Origin of the sequence: Demequina maris (assembly GCF_000971155.1) — a bacterium.
Classification (GTDB): domain Bacteria; phylum Actinomycetota; class Actinomycetes; order Actinomycetales; family Demequinaceae; genus Demequina; species Demequina maris.
In genome coordinates this window covers 19,909-46,729 of the sequence record NZ_BBLX01000005.1, presented here as the reverse complement: position 1 = coordinate 46,729, position 26,821 = coordinate 19,909, and the positions used below count along the sequence as shown (strand labels likewise).

General features: G+C 72.6%; 26 protein-coding genes and 2 tRNA genes. 14 read left to right on the top strand and 14 right to left on the bottom strand.

Features of this window, described 5'->3' with window-relative positions; all coding sequences use genetic code 11:
* Positions 1-9: 9 nt before the first annotated feature.
* The 10 genes from AOM02_RS07195 to AOM02_RS07150 all read left to right on the top strand — a co-directional run bounded on the left by AOM02_RS07195 (position 10) and on the right by AOM02_RS07150 (position 10,005).
* The gene (locus AOM02_RS07195) at positions 10-885 is read left to right on the top strand and encodes an ABC transporter ATP-binding protein (protein WP_062298244.1); all 876 of its coding nucleotides are present in this window, start codon (positions 10-12) and stop codon (positions 883-885) included.
* Complete coding sequence (locus AOM02_RS07190) at positions 882-1,700, top strand: ABC transporter permease (protein ID WP_062298241.1); 819 nt, start codon at positions 882-884, stop codon at positions 1,698-1,700. The genes AOM02_RS07195 and AOM02_RS07190 overlap by 4 nt, the downstream gene beginning before the upstream one ends.
* 59 nt (positions 1,701-1,759) lie before the next feature.
* The gene (locus tag AOM02_RS07185; protein ID WP_062298238.1) at positions 1,760-2,014 is read left to right on the top strand and encodes a hypothetical protein; all 255 of its coding nucleotides are present in this window, start codon (positions 1,760-1,762) and stop codon (positions 2,012-2,014) included.
* A gap of 35 nt (positions 2,015-2,049) precedes the next feature.
* Positions 2,050-2,580 (top strand): hypothetical protein, encoded by a 531-nt coding sequence (locus tag AOM02_RS07180; RefSeq protein ID WP_062298236.1) that lies wholly within the window; start codon positions 2,050-2,052, stop codon positions 2,578-2,580.
* Positions 2,581-2,609: 29 nt separating this feature from the next.
* On the top strand, positions 2,610-4,013 hold the full coding sequence (locus AOM02_RS07175) for a sensor histidine kinase (RefSeq protein WP_062298234.1): 1,404 nt from the start codon (positions 2,610-2,612) through the stop codon (positions 4,011-4,013).
* On the top strand, positions 4,013-4,666 hold the full coding sequence (locus tag AOM02_RS07170; protein ID WP_369344502.1) for a response regulator transcription factor: 654 nt from the start codon (positions 4,013-4,015) through the stop codon (positions 4,664-4,666). Before AOM02_RS07175 ends, AOM02_RS07170 begins: the two co-directional genes overlap by 1 nt.
* Positions 4,667-4,722: 56 nt before the next feature.
* Positions 4,723-5,958, top strand: coding sequence for a sensor histidine kinase (locus AOM02_RS07165; RefSeq protein WP_156156137.1), 1,236 nt, complete (start codon positions 4,723-4,725; stop codon positions 5,956-5,958).
* The gene (locus tag AOM02_RS07160) at positions 5,955-6,623 is read left to right on the top strand and encodes a response regulator transcription factor (protein WP_062298228.1); all 669 of its coding nucleotides are present in this window, start codon (positions 5,955-5,957) and stop codon (positions 6,621-6,623) included. Before AOM02_RS07165 ends, AOM02_RS07160 begins: the two co-directional genes overlap by 4 nt.
* A 104-nt stretch (positions 6,624-6,727) precedes the next feature.
* Positions 6,728-7,471, top strand: a complete 744-nt coding sequence (locus AOM02_RS07155) for an ABC transporter ATP-binding protein (protein WP_172655905.1) — start codon at positions 6,728-6,730, stop codon at positions 7,469-7,471.
* Positions 7,471-10,005, top strand: a complete 2,535-nt coding sequence (locus tag AOM02_RS07150; protein WP_062298226.1) for an ABC transporter permease — start codon at positions 7,471-7,473, stop codon at positions 10,003-10,005. Before AOM02_RS07155 ends, AOM02_RS07150 begins: the two co-directional genes overlap by 1 nt.
* Positions 10,006-10,193: 188 nt before the next feature.
* Here AOM02_RS07150 and AOM02_RS07145 read toward each other — a convergent pair whose 3' ends face one another.
* From AOM02_RS07145 to AOM02_RS07135, 3 genes are all read right to left on the bottom strand, one after another.
* Positions 10,194-11,240 carry a UDP-N-acetylmuramate dehydrogenase gene (locus AOM02_RS07145; RefSeq protein WP_062298224.1) on the bottom strand — a complete coding sequence of 349 codons (1,047 nt, stop codon included), beginning with the start codon at positions 11,238-11,240 and terminating at the stop codon, positions 10,194-10,196.
* Positions 11,237-12,484 (bottom strand): MFS transporter, encoded by a 1,248-nt coding sequence (locus AOM02_RS07140; protein ID WP_062298221.1) that lies wholly within the window; start codon positions 12,482-12,484, stop codon positions 11,237-11,239. The genes AOM02_RS07145 and AOM02_RS07140 overlap by 4 nt, the downstream gene beginning before the upstream one ends.
* 73 nt (positions 12,485-12,557) lie before the next feature.
* Positions 12,558-13,907, bottom strand: coding sequence for an MFS transporter (locus AOM02_RS07135; protein ID WP_062298219.1), 1,350 nt, complete (start codon positions 13,905-13,907; stop codon positions 12,558-12,560).
* A 96-nt stretch (positions 13,908-14,003) separates the two neighbouring features.
* Between AOM02_RS07135 and AOM02_RS07130 the strand changes: the two genes are divergently transcribed.
* Positions 14,004-15,068: a LacI family DNA-binding transcriptional regulator gene (locus AOM02_RS07130; protein ID WP_228372720.1), complete on the top strand. Its 1,065-nt coding sequence runs from the start codon at positions 14,004-14,006 to the stop codon at positions 15,066-15,068.
* A gap of 190 nt (positions 15,069-15,258) precedes the next feature.
* On the opposite strand, the gene AOM02_RS07125 is transcribed toward AOM02_RS07130, so the two are convergent.
* The 6 genes from AOM02_RS07125 to AOM02_RS07100 form a co-directional block, all read right to left on the bottom strand.
* Positions 15,259-16,722, bottom strand: a complete 1,464-nt coding sequence (locus tag AOM02_RS07125) for an NCS2 family permease (RefSeq protein WP_062298214.1) — start codon at positions 16,720-16,722, stop codon at positions 15,259-15,261.
* A gap of 178 nt (positions 16,723-16,900) precedes the next feature.
* Entirely contained in the window at positions 16,901-17,332 is a 432-nt protein-coding gene (locus AOM02_RS07120) for a MaoC/PaaZ C-terminal domain-containing protein (protein WP_062298212.1), read from the bottom strand.
* Complete coding sequence (locus tag AOM02_RS07115) at positions 17,332-17,778, bottom strand: FAS1-like dehydratase domain-containing protein (protein ID WP_062298210.1); 447 nt, start codon at positions 17,776-17,778, stop codon at positions 17,332-17,334. The genes AOM02_RS07120 and AOM02_RS07115 overlap by 1 nt, the downstream gene beginning before the upstream one ends.
* Before the next feature lie 43 nt (positions 17,779-17,821).
* A complete protein-coding gene (locus AOM02_RS07110; protein WP_062298208.1) occupies positions 17,822-18,856 on the bottom strand; it encodes an endonuclease/exonuclease/phosphatase family protein in 1,035 nt (344 codons plus the stop codon).
* A gap of 41 nt (positions 18,857-18,897) precedes the next feature.
* Complete coding sequence (locus tag AOM02_RS07105) at positions 18,898-19,869, bottom strand: endonuclease/exonuclease/phosphatase family protein (RefSeq protein ID WP_156156136.1); 972 nt, start codon at positions 19,867-19,869, stop codon at positions 18,898-18,900.
* 107 nt (positions 19,870-19,976) lie between these two features.
* Complete coding sequence (locus AOM02_RS07100; protein WP_062298203.1) at positions 19,977-20,840, bottom strand: alpha/beta hydrolase; 864 nt, start codon at positions 20,838-20,840, stop codon at positions 19,977-19,979.
* Positions 20,841-20,985: 145 nt separating this feature from the next.
* Here AOM02_RS07100 and AOM02_RS07095 point away from each other — a divergent pair, with 145 nt between their 5' ends.
* The gene (locus tag AOM02_RS07095; RefSeq protein WP_062298670.1) at positions 20,986-21,552 is read left to right on the top strand and encodes a TetR/AcrR family transcriptional regulator; all 567 of its coding nucleotides are present in this window, start codon (positions 20,986-20,988) and stop codon (positions 21,550-21,552) included.
* A gap of 102 nt (positions 21,553-21,654) precedes the next feature.
* Here the strand turns inward: AOM02_RS07095 and rpmG are convergent, their stop codons facing one another.
* The 3 genes from rpmG to AOM02_RS07080 all read right to left on the bottom strand — a co-directional run bounded on the left by rpmG (position 21,655) and on the right by AOM02_RS07080 (position 22,081).
* Positions 21,655-21,819 carry a 50S ribosomal protein L33 gene (rpmG, locus tag AOM02_RS07090; RefSeq protein WP_042213233.1) on the bottom strand — a complete coding sequence of 55 codons (165 nt, stop codon included), beginning with the start codon at positions 21,817-21,819 and terminating at the stop codon, positions 21,655-21,657.
* 67 nt (positions 21,820-21,886) lie between these two features.
* Positions 21,887-21,960 (bottom strand) — tRNA-Met (locus AOM02_RS07085).
* A gap of 45 nt (positions 21,961-22,005) precedes the next feature.
* A tRNA-Thr gene (locus AOM02_RS07080) sits at positions 22,006-22,081 on the bottom strand.
* A 105-nt stretch (positions 22,082-22,186) separates the two neighbouring features.
* On the opposite strand from AOM02_RS07080, the gene AOM02_RS07075 reads away from it, so the two are divergent.
* On the top strand, positions 22,187-23,446 hold the full coding sequence (locus AOM02_RS07075) for a winged helix-turn-helix domain-containing protein (RefSeq protein ID WP_062298201.1): 1,260 nt from the start codon (positions 22,187-22,189) through the stop codon (positions 23,444-23,446).
* A gap of 118 nt (positions 23,447-23,564) precedes the next feature.
* Positions 23,565-24,947 carry an aspartate aminotransferase family protein gene (locus AOM02_RS07070; RefSeq protein ID WP_062298198.1) on the top strand — a complete coding sequence of 461 codons (1,383 nt, stop codon included), beginning with the start codon at positions 23,565-23,567 and terminating at the stop codon, positions 24,945-24,947.
* A 189-nt stretch (positions 24,948-25,136) separates the two neighbouring features.
* On the opposite strand, the gene AOM02_RS07065 is transcribed toward AOM02_RS07070, so the two are convergent.
* Both AOM02_RS07065 and AOM02_RS14285 read right to left on the bottom strand, forming a co-directional pair.
* Positions 25,137-25,961, bottom strand: coding sequence for an ABC transporter permease (locus tag AOM02_RS07065; protein WP_228372719.1), 825 nt, complete (start codon positions 25,959-25,961; stop codon positions 25,137-25,139).
* Complete coding sequence (locus AOM02_RS14285; protein WP_062298196.1) at positions 25,958-26,821, bottom strand: ABC transporter permease; 864 nt, start codon at positions 26,819-26,821, stop codon at positions 25,958-25,960. Before AOM02_RS14285 ends, AOM02_RS07065 begins: the two co-directional genes overlap by 4 nt.

The following is a 26,821-nucleotide window of genomic DNA, read 5'->3' as shown; positions in this document are numbered from 1 at the left end:
CTCGACGGCATGACCGAACCGGCCATCTCCATCGCGGGGCTGCACAAGCACTACGGCGACCTGCACGCCGTCGACGGCATCGACCTCGAGATCCCGACGGGCGAGGTGTTCGCGCTGCTGGGCCCGAACGGCGCGGGCAAGTCCACCACCGTCGAGATCCTCGAGGGCTTCCGCAAGCGCACGGCGGGCGACGTCACCGTGCTCGGCGCGGACCCGCAGCACGCGCCCCGGCACTGGCGCACCCGCGTGGGCGTGATGCTCCAGGGCACGTCCGAGCACGGCGCCCTCACGGCCGCCGAATCGCTGCGCTACGCCGCGAGCCTCTACCCCGACCCCCGCGACGTCGACGAGACGCTCGACGCCGTGGGCCTCACCGAGAAGGCCGGCGCCAAGCCCGCGACCCTGTCGGGCGGCCAGCGCCGCCGCCTCGACGTCGCGCTCGCGGTGATCGGCCGGCCCGAGCTGGTGTTCCTCGACGAGCCCACCACGGGATTCGACCCCGAGGCGCGCCGCCAGTTCTGGACCCTCATCGACGGGCTGCGGGGCGACGGCACCACGATCCTGCTCACCACGCACTACCTCGACGAGGCCGACCACCTGGCCGACCGCATCGGCATCATCGCCGCGGGCCGCATGGTCGCGCTCGACACCCCCGCCGGCCTCCGCTCGCGCGCGTCCGCCGCGCGCGTGACCTGGACCGAGGGAGGCACGCGGCGCGTGGAGGAGACCGCGACGCCCACCGCGCTGCTGCGCGACCTGCTCGCGCGCCACGACGGCGAGATCGCGGGGCTCGAGGTGGTCCATCCGTCCCTCGAGGACGTCTACCTCCAGCTCATCGACGACGCCGCGAGCGCCGCCCGCGAGACCGAGGAGGCCCAGGCATGACCGCCGTCACCGCATCGTCCGCGCCCACGTGGACCTCGATGACCCGCAGCCGGCTCGTGGTCGAGCTCAAGGAGTTCCTGCGCAGCCGCGAGCAGATGGTCTTCATCTTCTTCTTCCCGATGATGCTGCTGGTGCTGTTCGGCTCGGTGTTCGGCGGGCAGGAGATCGCCCCCGGCGTGACCTTCGCGGCGTACTTCCTGCCCGGCATGGTCGCCTCCGGCATCCTCAACACCGGCTTCCAGTCGCTCGCGATGTCGATCGCGATCGATCGCGACGAGGACGTGCTCAAGCGCGTCCACGGCACGCCGCTGCCGCCCACCGCGTTCTTCGCGGCGAAGGTCGCGCAGGTGCTCATCGTCTCGGTGGTCCAGGTCGCCGCGCTCGTCGCGATCGGCGTCGTGATGTACGACGCGACGCTGCCGTCCGGCTCCGGCTGGTGGACGTTCACGTGGGTGTTCCTGCTCGGCACCGCCGCGTCCACGACCCTCGGCATCGCGATGTCCTCGCTGCTGCGCAACGCGAAGGCGGGCTCGGCGATCATCACGCCGATCGTGCTGTTCCTGCAGTTCACGTCGGGCGTCTTCCTCGTCTACACGCAGATCCCCACGTTCCTCCAGCACGTCGCGGCGATCTTCCCGCTCAAGTGGCTCGCGCAGGGCATGCGCTCGGTGTTCCTCCCGGAGAGCTTCGAGTCCGCCGAGGTCAACGGCTCGTGGCAGCACCCCGCGACCGCGATCGTGCTGACGATCTGGGTGATCGTGGGGCTCGTGCTCGCGGTGCGCACGTTCCGCTGGACGCGCCACGACGACAACTGACAGCCGCCCCTGAGCGGGCTCTCGGCGGGCTCCCAGGGTCCGGGACGCATGCTGACGTCATGAAGCACACCGCCACCCGCCTCGCCGTGACGTTCCTCGCCGCCGGCTCGCTCCTCGTGGGCGCCGCGTCCGCCGCGGGGGCGACCCCGCGCGCCTCCCTCGGCGCGGAGGACGATGCGCCGGCCAGCACGCCCGCCGACCGCGACGATCCGCCGCACTCGCTGCGCCCGCCCGTCGACCTGCCCGCGGTGATGCCCACGCAGGACGTCACGGTGCGCAAGGGCCGCGACGACGAGGACGAGCCGGCCGTCTGAGAGGACTCTCAGAGGCCGCGGACGATCCTGGGGTCATGAACACCTCAGCAGCACGATTCGCGGCCACCATCGCGGCCTCGTCCGCGATCCTCATCGGCGTGGGCGTCGGCGCCACCGCCATCGCCCGCTCCTCCTCCGACGCGGACCCCGACCCCACCGTGGGCGACGCGGTCGTCGTCGAGAGCAGCTCCTCCTCCACCCCCGAGACGTCCTCGTCCTCGTCCTCCTCCCCCGACTCGCGCGACGACTCGGGCGGCTCGAGCGGATCCGGCAGGTCGTCGGACGACGTCCTCGCGACGGTGCCCCACAGCCCGTCGGTCGACGACCTCGACGACGACCACGACGACGATCACGAGGGCGGCGTGGACGACGACGACGTCGCGCTGCCGCCGGGCGACACCCGCCTCGGCACCGCGCCCCGCTCGGGCGACGACGACTCCTCGGACGACGCGGAGCACGCCGAGCGCTCCGACGACCGCTCCTCGACCGACGACGGCTCTGACGACGCGCACGACGACTCGGACGACGACTCCGGGACGCACGAGACCGAGCACGACGACGACTGATCCCGGTAGCGTGGCGCCGGAAGGTGACGATGAACTCACGGTCCCGGCAGTCGCGCGGCCGCGCGGGCTCCGTGCGCGCCCGCGTGGTGATCTACCTGGTCTCCCTCAGCGCCGTCTCGCTCGCGGTCGCCGGCACCACCGCCTTCCTGATCGAGCGCGACGTGGTCGAGCGCACCGTCACCGACGAGCTGGCGGCGCAGGCCGACGACTACCTCCGGTGGATCGCGGAGAACGACCCCACCGGGATCGACACGCTCATGCGCGACGCCGTCGCCCGCTTCACCGGCACCACCGACGAGGGCGCCGTGGCCATCGTCGACGGGCGGGCCCGCTACGCCCCCGCAAGCGACACCCGGCTGCGGCTCGAGGACGATGCGGCGCTGCTCGACGCCCTCTGGACCGACACCACGACCGCGGTCGAGGTCCGGCGGATCGACACCCCCGTCACGTCGTACGCCACCGCCGCGATCCCGTTCCTCGACTCGACCGGCGCGCGCGTCGCGGTCTTCGCCGTCGCGATCGACGAGGGCGCCCGCCTGGGCGACCTGCGCGCGACCTTCACGGTGTACGCGATCGTCGCGGTGCTCGCCGTCGCCGCGGTCGGGATCGTCGGCTTCCTCACGGTCGGTCGCCTCATGGAGCCCATCCGCCTGCTCGACCGCACCGCACGCCGCATCGGCGAGTCCGACCTCACCGACCGCGTGCCGATCGTCGGGGACGACGACCTCGCACGCCTGTCGCAGACCGTCAACGCCATGCTCGACCGCCTCGAGGGCGCCTTCGCCGACCAGCGGCGCCTGCTGGACGATGCGTCGCACGAGCTCCGCACCCCGCTCACGGTGATCCGGGCGCGCCTCGAGCTGCTCGAGCCGCGCGACCCCGAGCAGGTCGAGGCCACCCGGGACGAGCTCCTCGACGTGGCCGCCGACATGTCGCGGCTCGTCGAGGACCTCGTGACCCTCGCGAAGGCCGACCGCCCGGAGTTCCTCCGGCTCGGTTCCGCCGACATCGGCGACCTCACCGACGCCGCCGCGACGCGGATGGCGGCGCTCGGCGACCGCGGGTGGCGCGTCGAGGCGCGTGCCGAGGGGACGGCTGTGGTCGACGCCCAGCGCCTCACCCAGGCATGGCTCCAGCTGGCGGCGAACGCGGTGAAGTTCTCCGCGGACGGGTCCGAGGTCCGCCTCGCGAGCGTGCACGACGGCGCCGACCTCGTGCTGCGCGTCTCCGACGAGGGACGCGGCATCCCGCCCGAGCACGTGGCCCGCATCCGCGAGCGCTTCGTGCGCCTCGACCCCGATGCGGAGGGGCTCGGGCTCGGTCTGCCCATCGTCGGCGCGATCGCCCAGGCGCACGGCGGCACCCTCGAGGTCGAGTCGATGCCCGGGCGCGGCTCGACGTTCGCGATCCGCGTGCCGTGGACGGAGGCCTGATGCGCGTGCTGCTGGTGGAGGACGAGCAGCGCCTCGTGGCGACGCTGCGCGACGGGCTGCGCACCGCCGGCATCGACATGGACCACGCCCGCACCGGCCGCGAGGGTCTCGCCGCCGCGCTCGACGGCGACCACGACCTCATGATCCTCGACATCGGGCTGCCCGACCAGGAGGGCTTCACGGTGCTGCGACGCCTCCGCGCGGCGGGCTCGGACCTGCCGGTCATCATCCTCACCGCGCGCACCTCCGCCGAGGACACCGTCCGCGGGCTCGAGCGGGGCGCGGACGACTACATGCCCAAGCCGTTCTCGTTCGACGAGCTCCTCGCCCGGATCCGGCTGCGCGCCCGTGCCCGCGAGGCCGCGCCCGAGGACCCGACCGTGCGGGTGGGCCGGTGCGCGCTCGACCCCGTCGCCCGGAGCCTCACCTGCGACGGGGAGCCCGTAGCGCTGAGCCCGCGCGAGCTCCAGCTCGCGCAGCTGCTGATGGAGCACGCGGACCGGGTCGTCACCCGCGCCGAGGCGCTCGACGCGGTGTGGGGATCCGCGTCGCGGGACAACGTCCTCGACGTGTACGTGCGCTACCTGCGCACCCGCCTCGGCGCGGACGCGATCGAGACCGTGCGCGGCGTCGGCTACCGCTTCCACGGGTGACGGCGGTCGTCCTCGCGGACGATGCCGCGGCCGCCCTCGCGCCCTACGCTGGCCGGATGGACGTCAAACCGCCTCGTTGGGGCGATGTCGCGATCGCGGTGTCGCTCCTGGTGCTCGGCCTCATCGGCGTCGGCATCAGCGCGGACTACGGGATCGGCGCGCGCGAGCCCGACACGTGGGGCTACGCGCTGCTCGTGCTCCAGGTGGCGCCGCTCGCGTGGCGCCAGCGCTACCCGCGCATCGTCGTGTGGGCCGTGCTCGTCCCCTGGATCGCGAGCGTGGGGCTCGGCTATCCCGACACCGCCGCGTCGCTCGCGATCTACCTCGCGCTCTACGGCATCGCCGCCTACACGCCGCGCCGCCAGGCGCTCGCCCACGGCGGCGCGGTGCTCGCCCTCATGCTCGTGTGGACCACGACCGGCCTGGTGGTCACCGACTACGTGGACTGGACCTCGCTCGTCGCCGTGAGCCTCGCGGTCGTGGTGCCGATGATGGTCGGCTTCGTCGACTACCGCCGCCGCGAGCGCCTCACCGAGCTCGAGCTCGCGCAGGACCGCCGCGAGCAGGCGCAGCGGGTGATCGCCGCGGATGCCGTGCGCGCCGAGCGGGCCCGCATCGCGCGCGAGCTGCACGACGTCGTCGCCCACGAGATCACGGTGATGACGCTCCAGGCGGAGGGCGCGCGGCGCCTCGCCCGCGACGCCGACCCGCGCGTGACGCAGGCGCTCGAGACGATCGCCACCTCGGGCCGGACGGGGCTGACCGAGATGCAGCGCATGATCGGCGTCCTCCGCGCGACCGAGCAGGACGCCGTCGACACCGCGGACCGCGACCGTGCCGCCGCGGAGCTCGAGCCCATGCCGTCGCTCGCCGCGATCCCCGGGCTCGCGCAGCAGGTCGAGGACGCGGGCCTGCCCGTGGAGCTCAGCATCTCCGGCACCGCTCACGTGCCCGCGGGCGTCGAGCTGAGCGCCTACCGGGTGGTCCAGGAGTCGCTGACCAACGCGATGAAGCACGCGGGCCCCGGCGCGCGAGCGCTCGTCAGCGTCGAGCGGCAGGCCAGCGAGGTCACCGTGCTGGTCGAGGACGACGGTCGCGGCGTGATCTCCGACGCGGCCCGCCAGAGCGGCGGCCACGGCCTGCGCGGCATGGCCGAGCGGGTCCACGCGCTCGGCGGCACCCTCGAGTACGGTCCTCGATCAGGAGGCGGCTTCCGCGTGCGCGCGGTGCTGCCGTCCGGCGACGACCAGGTGGGCAACCGGCCCGCGAGCGCGACGAAGGGCGGACGATGATCCGGGTGGCCCTGGTGGACGACCAGGCGATGGTCCGCGTGGGCCTGCGCATGATCCTCGAGTCCGAGGACGACATCACGGTGGTCGCCGAGGCGACGTCGGGCGTCGAGGCGGCGCGCATCGTCGCCGAGCACTCCCCCGACGTGGTCCTCATGGACGTCCGCATGCCCGGCATGGACGGCCTCACCGCGACCCGCGAGGTCCTCGCCGCGCACCCCGGCACGCGCATCGTCATCCTCACGACCTTCGACGACGACGAGTACGTCTACGAGGCCCTCCGCGCGGGCGCCTCGGGATTCCTCCTCAAGAGCGTCGACGGCGACGCCCTCGTCGCCGCGGTCAGGGTGGTCGCGGCCGGCGAGGCGCTGCTCGCGCCCGAGGTGACGCGGCGCGTGATCGAGCAGTTCGCCCGCACCTCGCCGGGCACCGTCGAGGACGCCGACCCGCCCGCGGACGCGGTCGGCGACCTGTCCGACCGGGAGGTCGAGGTCCTCCGGCTCATGGCACGCGGCCTGTCGAACCAGGAGATCGCCGCCGAGCTGTTCGTGTCCGCCACCACCGTCAAGACGCACGTCAGCCACATCCTCACCAAGCTCGGGGTGCGCGACCGCGTGCAGGCCGTGGTCGAGGCGTACGACTCCGGCATCGTCCTGCCCCGGCCCTAGCAGGGTCATCCCTGAGACGGACCCCGACAAACCGTCCTCGAGGACGATGCCGTGGGCGCGCCCGCCGCGCCAGACTGACCGAGGCATCGACTTCGGGAGGAACCATGACCACCACCAGCACCGTGACGATCGCCGCGTCCATGCGCGGCGGCACCAAGGACTACGGCTCGGGCGACGCGGCGGTCCGCGCCCTCGACGGGCTCGACGTCGACATCGCGCAGTCCGAGTTCACCGCGATCATGGGGCCGTCCGGCTCCGGCAAGTCCACCCTGCTCCACACCCTCGCGGGTCTCGACCGGCTCACCGCGGGCGAGTCGTGGATCGGCGAGCAGCAGATCACCGGCCTGTCCGAGGACAAGATCACGCAGGTCCGCCGCGACAAGATCGGCTTCGTCTTCCAGGCCTTCAACCTCATCCCGTCGCTCAGCGCGCGCGAGAACATCACCCTGCCGCTCGATATCGCGGGCCGCGACGTCGACCCGCAGTGGTTCGAGGAGATCATCGCGATCCTCGGCCTCGGCGACCGCCTCACGCACCTGCCCGCCGAGCTCTCGGGCGGCCAGCAGCAGCGCGTCGCGGTGGCCCGCGCGCTCGTCGCCCGTCCCGAGCTGATCTTCGCGGACGAGCCGTCCGGCAACCTCGACTCGCGCTCGGGCGCGGAGCTGCTCGGCTTCATGCGCCGCGCGGTCAAGGAGTTCGGCCAGACCATCGTGATGGTCACGCACGACCCGACCGCCGCGTCCTACTCGGACCGCGTGCTGTTCCTCGCGGACGGCCGCATCGTGGACGAGATGCGCGAGCCCACCGCGGACCGCGTGCTCGACCGCATGAAGCAGATGGGGCACTGATGTTCCGGCTCGCAGTCAAGTCCGTCAAGCACAACCCCAAGAGGCTGGTGCTCACGGCGGTCGCGGTCGCGCTCGGCGTGGCGCTCGCGGCCACCACGTTCACCCTCACGAACGCGCTCTCGAGCGGCTTCACCAAGCTGTTCGAGGAGATCTACGCGGGCACCGACGTGATCGTCGAGGCCGACCCCGACGCCGACCCGGCCGACGAGGACCCGTTCGCCGCGACCGAGTCGCTGTTCTCCCACGCCGACGTCGAGGACGTCGCCGCGGTCGACGGCGTCGCCTCCGCGTGGGGCGGCCGCCAGGTCATGGGCAGCGTCCTCGCCGCCGACTTCGAGCCCACCAACGACGTGATGGCCGGCGGCGGCCCGCCGAGCCAGCTGTTCAACTGGGCCGGCGACCCGCGCGTCGATCAGGCGACCCTGGTCGAGGGCGACGGTCCCACCGCGGACGACGAGATCGTGCTCGACCTCGACGCGGCACCACGCCTGGGCTACGCCATCGGCGACACGGTGTCCGTCGCGACCGAGGCCGGCGTCGAGGAGTTCACCCTCGTGGGCCTCGTGCGCTTCGGCGAGTCCAACTCGCTCCAGGGGGCGACGCTCGGCTACATGACCGACGCGCGTTCCGCGGCGATCAACGGCGACGACGGCTACGAGCAGGTCAGCGTGATCGTCGAGGACGGCGCCGACCAGGACGCCGTCGCCGAGGCGATCGGCGCGATCCTGCCGCCCGACACCCGCGCGATCACCGGCGAGGCGAAGGCGGCCGAGCAGACCGAGCAGTTCGACGAGCTGCTCCAGTACATCGACATCTTCGCGATCGCGTTCGCGCTCATCGCGCTGTTCGTCGGCGCGTACATCATCGTCAACACGTTCCGCATCATCGTCACGCAGCGCACCCGCGAGTTCGGGCTGCTGCGCGCGATCGGCGTCTCCGGTCGCCAGCTCCGCACGATGATCCTGCTCGAGGCGCTCGTCGTCGCGGTCGTCTCGTCGACCATCGGCATCGCGCTCGGCTACCTCGGCGCGCTGGGCCTGTCCACGCTCGTCGAGGCCTTCTCGGGCGACATCTTCGGCACGGTCACGTTGCCGATCGACGCGGTCCTGTGGGGCTACGGCCTCGGCGCGCTCGTGACGATCATCGCCGCGATCATGCCCGCGATCCACGCCTCGACCATCTCCCCGATGGAGGCGCTGCGCGAGTCCGCGACGGAGTCCAAGAAGCCGCTGCGCCTGCGCAACGTCGTCGGCGGCGCCCTCACCCTGCTGGGCGTGCTCGCGATCGTCGCGGGCCTCTACCTGGGCATCGAGAAGCCGTACATCCCGGTGGGCGCCGGCGCGATGATCCTCATCATCGGCGTGACGCTGCTCGCGGCGCAGGTGCTCGTGCCGCTCGCGTACGGCCTCAAGGCGACGCTCACCCGGGTGTTCCGGGTGGACGGCAAGCTCGCGGCGAACAACATCCACCGTGAGCCGCGCCGCAGCGCCAACACCGCGGCGGCGCTGATGATCGGCGTGATGCTGCTCGCGCTCGTCGCGACCTTCACGGAGTCGATGAAGTCGCTCGTCACCGAGCAGTTCAAGGGCAACAGCGCGGACTTCTTCGTGTTCACGTCGCAGGGCGCGATCCCCGAGGGCGCGATCGAGGTCATCGAGGGCGAGGACGGCGTCGCGTACGTCACCTCCACCGGCCTCGGCACGGTCCTCGTCGACGGCGCCACCACGAACGTCGGCGTGATCGACCCCGAGACCGCGGACCTCGCGTTCGACTACAACAACGAGCCCGACTTCGACCAGATGGACGGCGGCGCCTTCATCGACCCGTCGATGGTCGAGGCCGGCTTCGAGGTCGGCGACGACATCACGGTCGAGGGCCCCGAGGGCTCGGCGACCCTCACCATCACGGGCAAGTACCTCAACGAGGGCGACGCGCAGGTGTGGGTGGACGAGGACACCGGCCACGAGCTGCTCGGCGACTACCCCATCGCGCAGTCCATGGTCGTGCTCGACGAGGGCGTGGACGCCACCGCGGCGCAGGACCAGATCCTGGAGGCGCTCGCCGTCGACTACCCGCTCGTGGTGCTCCAGTCGCCCGGGGAGTTCGAGCAGCTCGCGAACCAGTTCATCGACCTGCTGCTCGGGATCATCTCCGCGATGCTCGGCGCGGCGCTCATCATCGCGCTGCTCGGCGTGGCCAACACGCTGCTGCTGTCGGTGACGGAGCGCACCCGCGAGATCGGGCTGCTGCGGGCGGTCGGCGTGCGACGCCGGTCGATCCGCCGCATGATCCGCATCGAGTCCATGGTGATGGCCGTGTTCGGCACGGTCCTCGGCATGATCCTCGGCGTGGGCCTCGGCGCGGCGCTCGTGCGGGCGCTCGAGGACTTCGGCTTCACCACCATCACGATCCCGTGGGTGTGGCTGCTGATCTACACGATCGCCGCCGCGCTGGCCGGCGTGCTGGCCGCCGTGTGGCCCGCGCGACGGGCGGCGAAGCTCGACATCCTGCAGGCCATCGCGTTCGACGGCTGAGCGCGGAGGGACGATGCGACGGGCCCCGGGGACCAGCTCCCCGGGGCCCGTCCGCGTCCCCGCCCCCTCCCGACAGTGCCAACGGAATCCATCGCGACACGCCGGTCGACCGGCCTCGCATCCGCGCGACACGCGGGCGGACCGGGGCCGGCTCCGTTCGGAGTGTCGGGGACGGGCGGGTGGGAGCGCTAGATCTCGAGGCCGACCGCGACCGGCTCCGGCACCAGGGAGATCCCGAAGCGCTCCCGCACCCCGTCGCGCACCGCGCGGGCGAGCGCGACGATGTCCGCGGCGGTCGCGTCGCCGCGGTTGGTGAGCGCGAGCGTGTGCTTGGTCGATAGCGACGCTGGCGCGTCGGGCGCGACCGCGAAGCCCTTGGAGAAGCCGGCGTGCTCGATGAGCCACGCGGCCGACGTCTTCACCAGGCCGTCCGCGGCCGGGTAGCGCGGCGCCCCCGCGGGGACCGCATCGTCCGGCACGATCGGGTTGGTGAAGAAGGACCCGGCGCTCCACGTGTCGTGGTCGGCGGGGTCCAGCACCATGCCCTTCGCGGACCGCAGCGCCAGCACGGCCTCGCGCACCTCGGTGATGGGCACGCGCGCGCCGAGCTCGACGTCGAGCGCCGTCGCGAGCTGCTGGTAGCGCACCGGCGCGGACAGGCTCGCCATCCGGGTGTGGAACGTGACGTCGAGGACCACGTAGCGCGGGGTGGGGCCCCACGGGCCGTGCGTCATGCTGCGCTTGAGCATGGAGTCGCGGTAGCCGAACTCCGCCTTGACGAGCGGCAGCGTCCTCACGGAGCCCGCCTCACGGTCCCACGTGCGGATCACCGCGACGAGGTCCTTGACCTCGGCCCCGTACGCGCCCACGTTCTGCATCGGCGTGGCGCCCGTCGAGCCCGGGATGCCCGACAGCGCCTCGAAGCCGCTCCACTCCGACTCGACGGCCTGCGCGACCAGCCGGTCCCAGCGCGTGCCCGCGGTCGCGGTGATCGACAGCCCGCCGCACGCGCCGTCGTTCACGAGCGACACGTCCTCCCGCGCATCGCGCACCACGACACCGTCGAAGCCCTCGTCCGCGACGAGCAGGTTCGAACCGCCTCCGACCACGAGCAGCGGGGTCCCGTCGGCGTCCGCGGCGCGCACCGCGTCGATGAGGGCCGCCTCGCTGTCCGCCTCGATGAGCTCGCGCGCCGGGCCGCCGACGCGCAGGGTCGTGAGGGAGGCGAGATTCATGGCCCCAGGGTATCCGCGCCGGCGTCCTCCTCCCGCAGGGCCTCGGGGGCGGCCTCGAGGGGGCGCGCCGCGGGCGCGAGCACGATCATCGCGACCGCCGCGACCACCGCGACGAGCAGCGCCTTGCGCAGCTCGATGTGCTCCGCGATGAGGCCGGTCACCTGCGGCATGGTGAGGCCCGCGATCGTGCCGAAGGCCGCGACGGCGGCGACGCGGGCGGTCGCGTGGGTGCGGTCGTCGGCGGCGGCGGAGATCGCGAGCGGGTAGCCCATGGACACGCCGGCGCCCCACACGAGCATGGCAAGGGGCACGCCCCAGAAGGCCGGCGTGAACGCGAAGATGAGGGAGCCGACGGCGACCAGCACCCCGCACGTGCGCAGCACGGCGACGCGGCCGAGGCGGTCGACGACGCTCGTGCCCATGATGCGGACGCTGCTCTGCGCCACCACGAGGAACGCGTAGAAGCCCGCCGCGAGCGCCTCGGTGCGGCCGAAGTCGTCGACGATCGCCAGCGGCACCCAGTTGGCCGCGCCCATCTCGACGGTGAACGCGCAGAACAGGATGAACCCCAGCGCCAGCGTGCGCCGCTCGCGCGCCGCGACCTTGAGGGTCACGAACATCCCGTCCCTGCTCTCGACGGTCTCGGGCGCGGGCGGGCGGCCGTCGAGGATCGCGGTGCCGGCGAGCGCGAGGTACACGGCACCCACGACCGTGACGTTGACCGCGTAGTGGACGCCGACCGCGACCCCCGCGTGCGAGTACAGCGCGCCGAGCCCCACGCCGGCGAGGACCGCGAGCGAGAACGCGGCGTGGAACTGGGACAGGATGGAGCGCCCGACGTGGCGCTCGATCGTCGCGGCCTCCGCGTTGGAGAGCGCGTTGACGGTCTCGAACGCGCCCAGCGCGAAGAACAGCGCGACGGCGAAGCCGAGCGGCGTCCCCAGGTGCGCCGCGAGCCCCATCGCGCAGAACGAGAGCATGGTCGCGACCGAGGCGACGCGGATCAGCGCGAGCGAGCCGATCCGGGCGACGAGCCCGCCGAGGACGGAGAACGCGACGAGCCCGCCGACGGAGCCGACGATGAACAGCGCCGCGAGCCCGGCCGGCGTGACGCCGAGCGCATCGCGCACGCTCGGCACGCGCGACACGTACGTGCCGAGCATGAGGCCCATGCCCACGAAGAACACGAGGACGGCGATCCTCGCGGCGCGCACACGGCGCGCGTCGACCTGCGGTGGCTCCATGCGGCTCCCCCTCCGCATCGTCCCCCAGCGTCCGGGACCTACACGACGCTAGCAGGCATGTCGCCTGGAGTCATCAGGAGCGGGGCGGCTCCGGAGCGGTGGGCGCACCCTCCTCGGGAAGCGCCTGGACCGGCTCGACGCCGTCGGCGAGGATCGCGGCGGCCGCGTCGCGCTCGACCTCGGCCTCCATCGCGGCGGCCCGCTCGCGGCGCTCGAGGGCGCGACGGGAGCGGAACAGCGGCCCGGCCGCGCGCACCGCGCGTGCCAGGGCGAAGGACAGGACGGCCGCCGCGACCACGACGAGCAGCGCGACGCGCAGCTCCACGACGTCGCCGAGGTGGCCGATGACCTGCGGCATGACGAGGCCGGCGATCGTGGAGAACGAGGACACGGCGGCGACGCGGGCGGCGGCGCGGCGAGGGTCGTCGGACGCGGCCGAGAAGCCGATGGGGACCCCCAGGGCGGCGCCGAGGCCCCACAGCAACATCGCGGCGGGCACGAGCCACAGCGCGGGCGCGAAGGCGAACATCGTGACGCCGGCCGCGACGAGCACCGCGGACACCCGCAGCGACACCACGCGCCCGAGCCTCCCGATGATGGGGGCGCCCCACCAGCGCACCGTCACCATGGCGACGACGAACAGCCAGTACAGGAGGTCGCCCACGGCCTCCGGCTGGTCGAAGGCCTCGACGACGGCGAGCGAGGCCCACTGCGACGCGGCGCCCTCGACCGTCGCGGCGGAGAAGACGATGAGCCCGATGAGCACGACGCGGCGGTCACGGTACTCGTCGCGCGCGGCGGCGAACGGGCCGCCCAGGCCGGGCCGCGCCTCGTCCGGACGCGGGGAGCCGTCGAGGACGGCGGCCGGCAGCACCGCGAGCCGCGCGACGGTGAGCGCGAGCCCGACGCCGACGAAGTGCCACACCGGCGAGATGCCGAGGTGCGAGATCCAGGCGCCGAGCGCGAGCCCCATCGCGAGGCCGACCGAGAACGAGGCGTGGAACTGGGGCATGACCGCCCGCCCCATGGCACGCTCGACCTCCGCCGCCTCGGCGTTCATGCTCACGTTGGTGAAGGCGAAGCCGAACGAGACCAGGAAGTACGCGGCCGCGAACAGCGGCTGCGACCCCCATGCGGTCGCCGCGCCGAGCAGCGAGAAGGCGAGCAGGTGGCCCCACGCCCACCACGCGAGGAGCGCGCGCGTGCCGAAGCGGGCGACGGACCAGCCCGTGACGAGCAGCGCGCACAGGGCGCCGAGCGCGCCGAACAGCAGCAGCCGCGCGAGCTCGCCCGTGGAGACGTCGAGCAGCCGCGTGATGGTCGGGTAGCGCGACACGAGGGTCGCCATGAAGACGCCCATGATCCAGAAGATCGCGAGCACGCCTCGGCGGGCGGAGGCGATCCGGGCGGCGTCGTGGGTCATGGCTCCCTCGGGTGGGCGTCGGGGTGGACGTGCGGGTGCGCCCGGCGCGGGCGCGCGGCGCTACCCTGGGGTCTGACCGAGCCGAGGGGGAGCCGCGTGACGCGCACACGCCGACCGACGATGGCCGACGTCGCCGCGAGGGCGGGCGTATCGCTGTCCACTGTATCCCTGACGTACTCGGGCGCCGGACCGCTGTCCGCGGAGACCCGGGCGAAGGTCGAGCGCGCGGCCGAGGAGCTCGGCTACGCGGGCCCGGCGCCGCACGCGCGGGCGCTGCGGTCGGGGCGCACCGGCGTGGTGGGGCTCGTCATCCATGAGCGTCTCCAGCTGTCCTTCCGCGACCCGCTGATGCTGCGCATCATGGACGGCCTCGTGGGCGACCTCGGCCAGATGGGCCTGGGCGTGCTGCTCATCCCCACCCCCACCGGGGAGCCGGGCGAGCGCAGCCTGCTCGAGACCGCCGCTATGGACGCCGCCGTGCTGCTGCGCGTGCGCGACCACGACGACGAGCCCGCGATCGATATCCTCCGCCGCCGCGGGCTGCCGATGGTGGTGATGGAGGGCGAGGCGCCTGCCGGGGCGGGCGTGCTCGAGATCGACGACCGGGCCGCGACCGCGGCCCTCATCCGCCACCTGGTCGAGCTGGGCCACGAGCGCATCGGCACCATCACGCTGCCCGCCGGCCTCGACGGCGAGACGCGCGTGATCGGGCTCGACGAGGCGCTGTCCAAGACCGCCTGGACGCCCGTGCACCGCCGCCTCGAGGCCTTCGCCGACGCCGGCGTCGAGCCGTGCGTCGTGGTCGAGGCGCGCGCATCGATCGTCGCGGAGGGCATCGCGGCCGCGCACCTCGCGCTGGCCGCCGAGCCGCGCCCGACCGCGCTCGTGTGCCAGTCCGACCTGCTCGCCGGCGGGGCGATCCTCGCGGCGCGCGAGCTCGAGATCGCGGTGCCGCAGCAGCTGTCCGTCACCGGCTTCGACGGGCTCGAGCTGCCCTGGATCGCGCCGCACGAGCTCACGACGCAGGTGCAGGACGCGGAGGCCAAGGGCCACGCGCTCGCGGCCGAGGTCAAGGCCCTCCTCGCGGGCCAGTCGCCCGAGCCGGTGGTCATGCCGCTCGAGCTGCGCATCGGCTCGACCACCGCGCCCGCGCCGCGCTGAGCGGCTCGTGCTCCGGGCCCACGCGCCCGCCATCGCCGCACCCCGAGGTCGCACCGATCCGCGCAACGTCCTGCCGGCGTGCGCGAAAGCACCCCGATGTCGGTCCGATCCGCGATCGATGCGACGTCCGGACGCCGCACGGCCCCGGCCCTCGCGAGGAGGACCGGGGCCGCGACGGACGATGCGGGGGTCAGCCCAGCAGGTTGAGGATGGGGCCCATCGCGAAGTAGATCGCGAAGGCCGCCGCGGTGCCCCACATCAGCGGGTGCACCTTGCGCGCCGCGCCGGTCGCGACCTGGAGCACCACGAACGAGATGAAGCCCGCGCCGATGCCGACCGAGATCGAGTAGCCGAACGGCATGAGGATGAACGTGAGGAACGCGGGGATGGCGATCCGGTAGTCCTTCCAGTCGATGCCGGCGACCTGCGACACCATGAGGAAGCCGACGACCACGAGGACCGGCGTCGCCGCCTCGAACGGCACCATGGCGTACAGCGGCGTGAGGAACGTCGACAGCAGGAACGCGATACCCGTCACCACCGAGGCGAGGCCCGTGCGGGCACCGTCACCCACGCCGGACGCGGACTCGATGTAGGACGTGTTCGAGGAGACCGAGCCGAAGCCGCCCGCGGCCGCGCCGATCGAGTCGACGAGCAGGATCTGCTGCGAGCGCTCCGGGTTGCCCTCCTCGTCGTTGAGGCCCGCCTCCGCACCCACGGCGGTCATGGTGCCCATGGTGTCGAAGAAGTCCGCCATCAGCAGCGAGAACACGAGGAGCAGCGCGGTGAGCACGGGCAGCGTGGTGAAGCCGCCGAAGAGGTCGACCTGGCCCACGAGCGAGAAGTCCGGCACGGAGGCGATCGATGCGGGGATCTCGGGGACGACGAGCGCCCAGTCGTTCGCGACGGCCGGGTCGGCGCCGAGCTTGACGACGCCCTGGATCAGCATCGCGAGCGCGGTCGCGACGGCGATCGAGATGAGGAGCGCGCCGCGCACCTTGCGCACCATGAGGATGACCGCGGTGAGCAGGCCGACGACGAAGACGAGCATCGGCCACGACGCGATGTAGCCGCCGATGCCGAACTCCGTGGGCGTGGCGCCGCTCGCGGGGATGCGCACCATGCCGGCATCGAACAGGCCGATGAACGCGAGGAAGAGGCCGATGCCGACCGCGATGGCCTGCTTGAGGAAGGCCGGGACGGCCGCGAACACGGCCTTCCGGAAGCCGCTCAGCACGAGCAGCGTGATGACGAGGCCCTCGATGACCACGAAGCCCATGGCCTCGGGCCAGCTCATGCCCTCGCGCGCCGCGATGCCGTACGCGACGAACGCGTTGAGGCCCAGGCCCGCGGCGAGCGCGAGCGGGAAGCGCGCCCACACGCCCATGGCGATGGACAGCAGGCCGGCGACGAGCGCGGTGGCCGCTGCGACCAGGGCGAGGTTCGGCTCGCTTCCGCCGCCCAGGTAGGTGCCGGTGCCGTCCGCGACGGTGCCGATGATGATGGGGTTCAGCACGACGATGTACGCCATCGTGAAGAACGTGGTGAGACCGCCGCGGATCTCCTGGCCGATGGTCGAGCCACGCTTGGTGATCTCGAAGTAGAAGTCGATGCGACCGACGGGACCGGTCCGCTCCTGGGTGGTGGCGCTCATGCGTCCTCTTTCACGCAGGGGAGAGCGCGCGTCATCGACGCTCTCCCGGGGATGGTGCGATCCCGGGGGAGCGACGCTAAAGCCGCATGCGCCATGGACGCGCGACCGGATCTCGCGCGGTCACCCTACCGGGTCGCGGACCCCCTCGATGACACCTCGTGTCACGCGGTGACGCGGTTCACGTGCAGGAGACGACCGCCTGCGCCTTCCCGAGCACCTTCTGGCCGTCGTGCTCGACGGTGACGTCGATGCGGGCAGTGCGCGTCTCGGCGTCCAGGGCGCCCACCTTCGCGGTGAACGACACGGCGGCCTCGCCGATCGCGGGCACCGGGACGGGGCGCGTGAAGCGCGTCTGCAGGTCGACGACGTTGCCCGGGCCGGCCCACTCCTCGACCACCGAGGCGGCGGTGCCCATGGTGAGCATGCCGTGCGCGATGACGCCGGGCAGCCCGACGGACTCCGCGACCACCTCGTTGTAGTGGATCGGGTTGAAGTCGCCCGAGGCGCCCGCGTAGCGCACGAGGCTGTCGCGCGTGAGCTCGACGGCGCGCTCGGCGACCACCTCGCCCACCTCGAGCGCGTCGAACGCGGGTCCGTTCTCGCTGCTCATCAGGCCTCCTCGCGCACCGCGAGGGTGCTCGTCACGGTGGACACGGGCGCGCCGTCCTCGTCGGACAGCTCGGTGCGCGTCGTCACCATCGAGATGCCGCCGCGCTGCTTGATGTCGTCGATGTGCACGGTCGCGGAGATGAGGTCCCCGGCGATGATCGGCCGGTGGTGCGTGAAGCGCTCGTCGGCGTGCACCACGCGCGAGAAGTCGACGCCCACCTCGGGGTCGACGACCACGTGGAACTCGGCCTGCTGCGCGATGACGACGGCGAACGTGGTGGGCGCGACCACGTCGGGGTAGCCCTCGGCGCGCGCGGCCTCCTCGCTGCGGTGCGCGAAGGAGCGGGCGTCCACCGCGTCGGCGAACTCGCGGATCTTGATCCGCGTGACCTCGTAGGGCTCGTGAGGGCCGTACGCGCGACCCACGGCGTCGATGTTCACTGGCACGATGCCACCCTACCCAGGAAGAGCGCGGGGCCGCGCGGCCGGGTCAGGGCTCCCGGTACACCGCGACGAGCGCACGATGGTCCGACCACGGCATCTCGACCGCCTCCACCTCGGCGGCGACGATGCCCGCGTCCTTGACCAGGATGTGGTCGATCGCGACGAGCGGCTCCGCGAGCAGCTCCGGCCCGGGCACGTGGTGCCGGGCGAAGCTGTCGCTCGGGTAGGTCGCGACGAAGCCGGCGCCCGCATCGTCCACCGCGTCGACGTAGCCGAAGCCCTCGATCTGCCGGAAGCCGCGGTGGTCGCGCGTGGTGTTGAGGTCCCCGGCCACCAGCACGGGGCCCTCCTCGACCGCGAGCACGTCCTTGAGCGCGACGAGGTCCGCGTCCCAGTCCGAGTGGTCGAATACCCCGGGCGACTCTGGGTGCGCGACGATGACCGTGAGCCGGTCATCGCCGAGCGTCGTCTCCGCGCGGATCGCCTGGGCGGTGAAGCCGGGCAGGGATTCGGCGTCCTCCAGCGGGCGTCGCGACCATACGCCGGTGCCGTACTTGAGCTCGTCGGGGTACTCGACGGAGTACGGCAGCAGCTCGTCGAGCCCCGCCGCCTCGAGCCGCGCCTGCGCCTCCGGCGTGAGCTCGGTGAGGGCGAGCAAATCGAGGTCGTTCTCGCGCACGAGGTCGACCACCGCCCCGGCGTCGGCCTGCCCGTTGGCGAGGCTGAACGTCACCACCCGCAGCGCGACCGGGCCGGAGGCGGTGGACGCGACGAAGATCGGCGCGATCCACCACAGGCACAGCGCCGCCACGGCGACGCACACGGTCAGGAGGATCCAGTCGCGCGCGAGGAGCGAAAGCACGACCGGCACGAGGCACGCGAGGGTCACCCACGGCATGAGCGAGACGATCACCGCGAGCGGGCCGCCCTCCCAGCCGGCGAAGCGCGCAGCCACCGGGATGAGCACCGCGACCAGGGCCATGATCGCGAAGGTGCGCGCGAGCACGGTGAGCCCGCGCCCCAGCGCGGACAGCACCGAGGCGACCCTCCCGTCGCGCTGCTCGACCCCCGGCTCCCCCATGACGGGAGTCTGTCACGCCGGGGACGAAAGGGACAGAGCGGTCACGGCGCCGAGTAGCCCACCACCAGCGCGCGGTGGTCGGAGCCCGGCACCACGACCGTCGTGAGCGACGTCGCGACCAGGTCGAGGTCACGCGTCACCACGTGGTCGATCGCGACCAGCGGAGGCGGCGTGCGGTCCTGCGGGAAGGTGGGGACGAGGCCGGCGCCCGCCTCGTCCGCGGCGTCGACGAAGCCCCGCGACTCGAGGTCACGGAACACCGCGTGGTCCCGCGACGTGTTGAGGTCGCCGGCGGCGATCACCGGGCCGTCGATGCCGTCGAGGACGTCGACGAGCGCCGCCGTCTCCGCGCTCCAGGCCCGGTGGACGAGCAGCTGCGGCGCCGCCGGATGCACCGCGAGCACGGTGACCGACCCGGACGGCAGCTCGACGGTCGCCCGCACCTGCCGGAACGTGTAGCCGTCGAGGCCCTCCCACCCCGTGATGGGGTGCGCGGACCACAGCCCGGTCCCGGCCCAGATCGCGTCCGCCAGCACCGCGGAGTACGGCAGCAGCTTGCCGAGCCCCGCCTCGTCGAGCGCGGCGACGGCCTCGGGCGTGAGCTCCTGCACCGACAGCAGATCCGCGCCGCTCTCCCGGACCAGGCGGACGACCGCCTCGGGATCGCCCGCCCCCGCGCGCAGGTTCACGCTGGCGACGGTGAGCTCCACGTCCCCCGAGGCGGGCGTCGCGACGAAGAGCGGCGCCACCCATGCGGCGCACAGCGCCGCGGTCGCGATGGAGGCGCCCAGCAGCACCCACGCCCGCCCGAGCAGCGCCAGCACGGCGGGCACGAGCGCGCCGAGCACGACCCACGGGACGAGCGGCACGACGTACGCGAGCGGACCGCGCTCCCAGCCCGTCAGCCGCAGCGCCACGGGCACCAGCAGCGCGGCGAGCGCGAGCCAGCCCAGCACTACCGCGACCCCGCGCCACGTCACCCGCCGCACCCCGCGCGACCCCGCATCGTCCACGTGCGCGAGCCTCCCACACGGGAACCGGACGTCCTCGCAGGCCCGCCGCGACGCGACGGGCGCCGCCCCCGAGGATCGGGGGCGGCGCCCGTGGGGTCGTGTCGCGGTCAGAGCGCGGAGCGGACCTCGAGGTGTCGCGCGGCGAAGGCGAGCGCGGCGTCGGCCACCTCGTCCCAGCCGCTGTCGATCACGAGCGAGTGGCCGCGCCCGGGGATCTCCAGGAACTCGGTGGCGGAGTCGTTGCGCGACTGGAGGCGGTACGCGGCGTGCGCGACGGCGCGGGGCACGATGGTGTCCTTCTCGCCGGAGATCACCAGCAGCGGTCCGCGCGCCGGGTTGCGCGTGTCGAGCCGGGTGGCAGTGCCGGCGGTGAGGTTCGCCGTGGCGGCCTGGAAGAGCGGCCGGCCCGGGGCGGCGACGTGGTGCTGCGCGTAGAGCGCCCGGGCCTCATCCTCGGGCACCGCGTTGGCGAAGCCGTAGCGGAACTGGTCGAAGGTGAGCGTCACGGTGCGCGTGCGGTTCGCGGGGTTGCCGAGCACCGGGAACGCGGCCTTGAGGGTCGATGCGGGCAGCGGCAGCACGCCCTTGAACGGGGCGGGGTCGATCGCGACGGTCGCGGCGGCGAGACCCAGGTCGGCGATCCGCTGGGCGAGCAGGCCGCCGAACGAGTGGCCGATCACGAGCGGACGCCGGTCCAGCGCGCGGGCGATCCGCGCCACGTGGTCGGTCACCTCCTGGACGCCGACGCCGGCGAGGGCCTCGAGGCGGTCGCGCGCGTCCTCGACGTCCTGCGGCTCCTCGGGCCAACGGGCGACCACGACGGCGTAGCCGGCGCCCTCGAGCCTCTCCTGCCAGGCGTCCCAGCTGCTCGCGAGCAGCCAGAGCCCGTGGATGAGAAGCGCCGTGGGGCGGCCGGACGCGTTGGCGGCGTCGATCTGGCGGACTTCCTGGGCGGTGAGCGTGGTGGTCATGGTGGTCTCCTTGTCGGGTCTCGCCGGATCCCTCGACCCGGACGTGTGAGAGAACGATCGTTCTAGTCGCATTCATTCCCGGACGAGCGGAAATTCTTTGCGGGCATGTTCCAAGGGGAACGAGCGTTCCACTAGGGTGACCGAGATGACGACCCCTGCAGCCCCCGCCCAGGACGCCCGCGAGCGCCTCGCGGCGACCGCCTCCGACCTCTTCTACCGCGAGGGGATCCACTCGGTGGGCGTCGACCGGATCCTGTCTGAGGCGGGCATGTCGCGCGCGACCATGTACCGCCACTTCGGGGGCAAGGAGGACCTGGTGGTCGCGTACCTCGAACGCGAGGACCGCGGTATCCGCGCGCAGGTGGCGGCCGCCGGCGGGAGCCCCGATCCGCTGCGGGCCGCGGTGCACGGCATCGCCGAGGACGTCGCGCGGCGCCACACGCGCGGCTGCCCCTTCATCAACGCGGCGGCGGAGTACCCCGACGAGGCGAGCGCCGTGCGCCGCCTCATCGCGACGCACCGGGCATGGTTCCGCGGGGTGCTCACGCAGGCCGCCGCGGGCGCGGGTGCGTCCGACCCCGAGAGGGTGGCCGCGGCGCTCGTGATGCTGAGGGACGCCGCGCTCGTGGGCGGCTACCTGGACGGTGCCGAGAACATCCGCGAGGCGTTCCTCGACTCGGCGTCGGCCGTCGCCGGGGTCGACCTCGCCTGACGCGCGCGCCGCGCGTGGGCGGGCGATGCGCCGGTCCCCCGGGAACGACGAAGGCCCGCCGCCCCCCGGGAGGGGCGACGGGCCTGCGATCGAAGCTGCTGCTTAGCGCGTCTCGCGGTGCGCGGTGTGCTTGCCGCACTTCCGGCAGAACTTGGAGAGCTCCACACGGTCAGGGTTGTTGCGGCGGTTCTTGCGCGTGATGTAGTTGCGGTCCTTGCACTCGGTGCACGCGAGCGTGATCTTCGGACGAACGTCGTTCTTGGCCATGGTTCTCTCCCAGCCTTGTAGGGACGCGCCTCGCGAAGGCGCATGATCAGGCGTCTGCCTGAATCCGTAGCGAGGGCGGGGCTCGAACCCGCGACCTCACGATTATGAGTCGTGCGCTCTAACCAGCTGAGCTACCCCGCCGCGAGCCGCCTTGCGGCGGCGATCCATCGTACATGACGACAGACTTGGAGCCCCGACAGGGAATCGAACCCTGGACCTTTTCCTTACCATGGAAACGCTCTGCCGACTGAGCTATCGGGGCTGGCCGGAATAGGTTACACGCACTCCGGGCCAAAAGTGAAATCGGCTCCTCGGGCGGGGAGAACGCCCAGGGAGAGTGTCGGATGGGCCTTCTAGAGTGGCCTGCGTGACCGAGTCCCTCAGCGCCGCGGAGGCCCGCCGCATCCACCTCGCGGCCCAGTCCCTCGCCCGCCGCCGGCTCGCGGGCCGGCCCGGCCCGGCGCGCTTCCGCGCGTACCTGGAGCGCCAGGGGGTGCTGCAGCTCGACTCCGTGAACGTGCTCGCCCGCGCCCACCACCTGCCGCTGTACTCGCGCTTCGGCCCCTACGACCGCGACCGCTTCGACGCGTGGCTGTGGGGCTCGGCGGAGAACTTCGAGCACTGGGGGCACGAGGCCTCGGTGATGCCCCGCGACCTGCTGCCCGCGCTGCACCACCGCATGCGCCGCTCGAGCTCGTGGAAGGCGCGCGCGCTCGGCAGTCTCGAGGCCGAGCGGCCGGGCCTGCTGGACCAGGTGCGCGAGGCCGTGGCCGCCCACGGCCCCGTCACCGCGGCCGACCTCGAGCACCTGGCCCCGCGCGAGGGCCGCCGCGGCCCGTGGTGGGACGAGAGCCACGTCAAGACGGCGCTCGAGTACCTGTTCATGACCGGCGAGGTGGCCGCCAGCCGCGCGGACCACTTCCGCCGCACGTACGACGCGCCCGAGCGCGCCTGGGGCCACGTCGGCGCGCACGACGGCGACGCGTGGGCGCTGCCGCCCGAGGACGCGCAGCAGGCGCTGTTCGACCGCGCCCTCGCGGCCACCGGGATCGGCACCGTGCGCGACCTCGCCGACCACTTCCGCCTCACCTCCCCCGCGACCTCGGGCACGGGCCCGCGCGGCGCCGCATGGGCGGAGTCCGCCGTCGAGCGCGGCCTCGCCTCGTGGGTCGATGTCGAGGGCTGGCGCGACCCCGCGCTGCTCGCGTCCGACGCAGCCGACCCCGGCCGCGCCACCGCATCGTCCCTGCTCAGCCCGTTCGACCCGGTGTGCTGGTACCGCCCACGGCTGCTGCGGATGTTCGGCGTGGACTATCGGATCGAGATCTACACGCCGGCCGCCAAGCGCGAGTTCGGCTACTACTGCCTGCTGTTCCTCCACGGCGACCGCTTCGAGGCGCGCGTGGACCTCAAGGCCCGGCGCAAGGAGGGGGTGCTGTCGGCGGAGGCGACCTGGCGGGAGCCCGGCCGGGCGCCCGGCGGACGGCGGCGGGACGATGCGGAGGTCGCCGTCGCGCTGGCGGCCGAGCTGCGTCTCATGGCCGGCTGGCTCGGCCTCGACACGATCGAGGTCGCGCCCCGCGGCGACCTCGCCGCCGCCCTCGCCGACGCGCTCGAGGCCGCGTAGGAGGCGTCGGCGGAGGGACGGCGCGTCTCCCCCGCGCCAGACGTTCCGTCGCGACCTGCCCGAACGCCCGCCATCCCGTCGGTTGCGCGGGGCGCGCCCGGCCCGGAAGCATAGGTGGATGGATCACGCACATCTCCAGCAGGCGGCCAAGGACCACCTCTGGATGCACTTCACGCAGCACTCCCGCTACGCGACCGAGGACGTCCCCGTCATCGTGCGCGGCGAGGGCGCCTACATCTACGACGCGCAGGGCCGGCGCTACCTCGACGGCCTGGGCGGCCTCTTCGTCAACCAGCTCGGCCACGGGCGCGAGGACATCGCCGAGGCGGCCGCCGCGCAGGCGCGCCAGCTCGCCTTCCACCCGCTGTGGTCGTACGCGCACCCGACCGCGATCGAGCTCGCCGAGCGCCTCGCGCACCTCGCGCCCGGCGACCTCAACCGCGTGTTCTTCACCAGCGGCGGCGGCGAGGCCGTCGAGTCCGCGTGGAAGCTCGCGAAGAACTACTTCAAGCTCGTCGGCAAGCCGATGAAGCACAAGGTCATCAGCCGCAACGTCGCGTACCACGGCACGCCGCACGGCGCCCTGTCGATCACCGGGCTGCCCGGCCTCAAGGCGCAGTTCGAGCCGCTCGTGCCGTCGACCTTCCGCGTGCCCAACACGAACATCTACCGCGCCGACGAGATCACCCACGGCCTCCACGACGGCTCGGACCCGGAGGCCTTCGGCCGCTGGGCCGCGGACCAGATCGAGGTCGCGATCCTCAACGAGGGCGCCGACACCGTCGCCGCGGTCTTCCTCGAGCCCGTGCAGAACGCCGGCGGATGCTTCCCGCCGCCGCCCGGCTACTGGCAGCGGGTGCGCGAGATCTGCGACCGCCACGACGTGCTGCTCGTGTCCGACGAGGTCATCTGCGCGTACGGCCGCCTGGGCGAGATGTTCGGCGCGACGCGCTTCGACTACCTCCCGGACATCATCACGTCCGCCAAGGGCCTCACGTCCGGCTACGCGCCCATGGGCGCGATGATAGCCACCGACCGGCTCATGGCGCCGTTCCTCGAGAAGGGCGAGATGTTCGCGCACGGCTACACGTTCGCCGGCCACCCGGTGGCCGCGGCGGTCGCGCTCAAGAACCTCGAGATCTTCGAGACCGAGGGCGTGCTCGAGCACGTGCGCGAGACGGCACCCGCCTTCCGCGCGACTCTCGAGCGCCTGCTCGACCTGCCGATGGTCGGCGACGTGCGCGGCGACGGCTTCTTCTACGGCATCGAGCTCGTCAAGGACAAGGCGACCAAGGAGTCGCTGTCCGACGAGGAGTGCGAGCGCGTGCTCCACGGCTTCCTGTCCAAGGAGCTCTACGCCGCCGGCCTGTACTGCCGTGCCGACGACCGCGGCGACCCGGTGATCCAGCTGTCGCCGCCGCTCGTCATCGGCCAGGCCGAGTTCGACGAGATCGAGCGGATCCTGCGCGACGTCATCACGCGCGCGTACGCGCTGCTGTAGCGCCCGCGCCGACCCGTCCGAGGGCCGGCTCGCACGTCGGAGCGTTCCGCGCATCGTCCGACCTGCGGGCCGGTTCCGGCACGCCCGTCGGACCGATGCGCGCACGACCCGGCACCCGGGCCGGCCGCAGGACGCGAGAAGGGCCCCGATCCTCACGGATCGGGGCCCTTCGTCGTCAGCGGTGGCGGCTCAGAGCGCCGCGGCCTTGCCCTTGGCGCGTCGCCGCGCCGCGACCTCTCCACCGATCACGATGGCGAGCGCGAGGATGAACATCAACGTGCCGATGACGTTGACCTGCATCGGGACGCCGCGCTGCGCGGCACCCCACACGAACATCGGGAAGGTCACCGTGGTGCCCGAGTTGAGGTTCGTGATGATGAAGTCGTCGAACGACAGCGAGAACGCCAGCAGGGCGGCGGACAGGATGCCCGGGAACACCAGCGGGAACGTGATGCGCCAGAACGTCTGCCACTCGTTCGCGTAGAGGTCCATCGCGGCCTTCTCGAGGTTCGAGTCGAGGCCGGCCAGGCGCGAACGGACCGTCACCACCACGAACGAGATGCAGAACATGATGTGCGCGATGAGGATGGTCCAGAAGCCGAGCTGGCCGCCGAAGCCCGCCGCGACGAACAGCGCCAGCAGCGACGAGCCCATGACGATCTCCGGCGTGGCCATCGGCAGGAAGATCATCAGGTTGGCGGTGGAGCGCCCCTCGAAGCGGTGCCGCACGAGGGCGAAGGCCGCGAGGGTGCCGATGGCCGTCGCGACGAGCGTCGCGAGCAGGCCGATGCTGATGCTGACGCGCAGCGACTCGCACATGCCCTGCGGCTCGCACGGGTTCAGCCAGTTGTCCCAGGTGAAGGACTGGAACTGGTAGAGGTTGCGCGACTGCGACGAGTCGTTGAACGACATCAGCGCGACGATCATGTTCGGGATGTACATGTAGACCAGCACCAGGATGCCGAGCGTCAGCATGAGGTGCTTGCCGATCCAGCGGCCCAGACGGGTGATCACAGCAGCTCCTCCGTTCCGGCACGGCGCACGTAGACGAGCACCATGCCGACGATGATCGCCATCAGCAGCACCGACAGCGCCGCCGCGTGCGGATAGTCGTTCGCCGTCGTGAACAGCTGCTGGATCTTGTTGCCGACCATCTGCGTGTTCGGACTGCCGAGCAGCGAGGCGTTGATGTAGTCGCCGGTCGCCGGGATGAACGTGAGCAGCGTGCCGCCGACCACGCCGGGCAGCGACAGCGGCCAGACGATCTTGGTGAAGCGCTGGAACGGGCTCGCGTACAGGTCCGCGGCCGCCTCGTTGAGCTTCGGATCGATCTTCTCGAGGCTCGTGTACAGCGGCAGGATCGTGAACGGCAGGAAGTTGTACGTGAGGCCCATGATCACCGCGAACGGCGTGGCGAGCAGGCGCCCGTCCTCGCCGAGGATGTGCAGCGTCTGGAGCGTGTTCACGATGAAGCCGTTGTCCGCGAGGATGAGCTTCCACGACAGCGTGCGCACCAGGAACGACGTGAAGAACGGCGCGATGACGAGCACGAGCATGACGGTCTTCCAGCGGCCCGCCTTGAACGCGATCGCGTACGCGAGCACGTAGCCGAGGACGAGGCACAGGAGGGTCGCGATGCCGGCGTACAGCAGCGACCGCATCATGTACGGCCAGTAGTCGCCCAGCACCTCGATGTAGTTCTGGACGCGCCAGGTGAGCGTGTACCCGGTGATGGGCGAGCCCGCCGGGTCGGACAGCGACGTCGTCAGGAGCGACAGCATCGGGAACGCGAAGAAGACCGCGAGCCACAGCGCTGCCGGCCCGATGAGCCAGTAGGCGGCGTTCTTGCCGAACACCCGCTGAAGGGAGTCCAC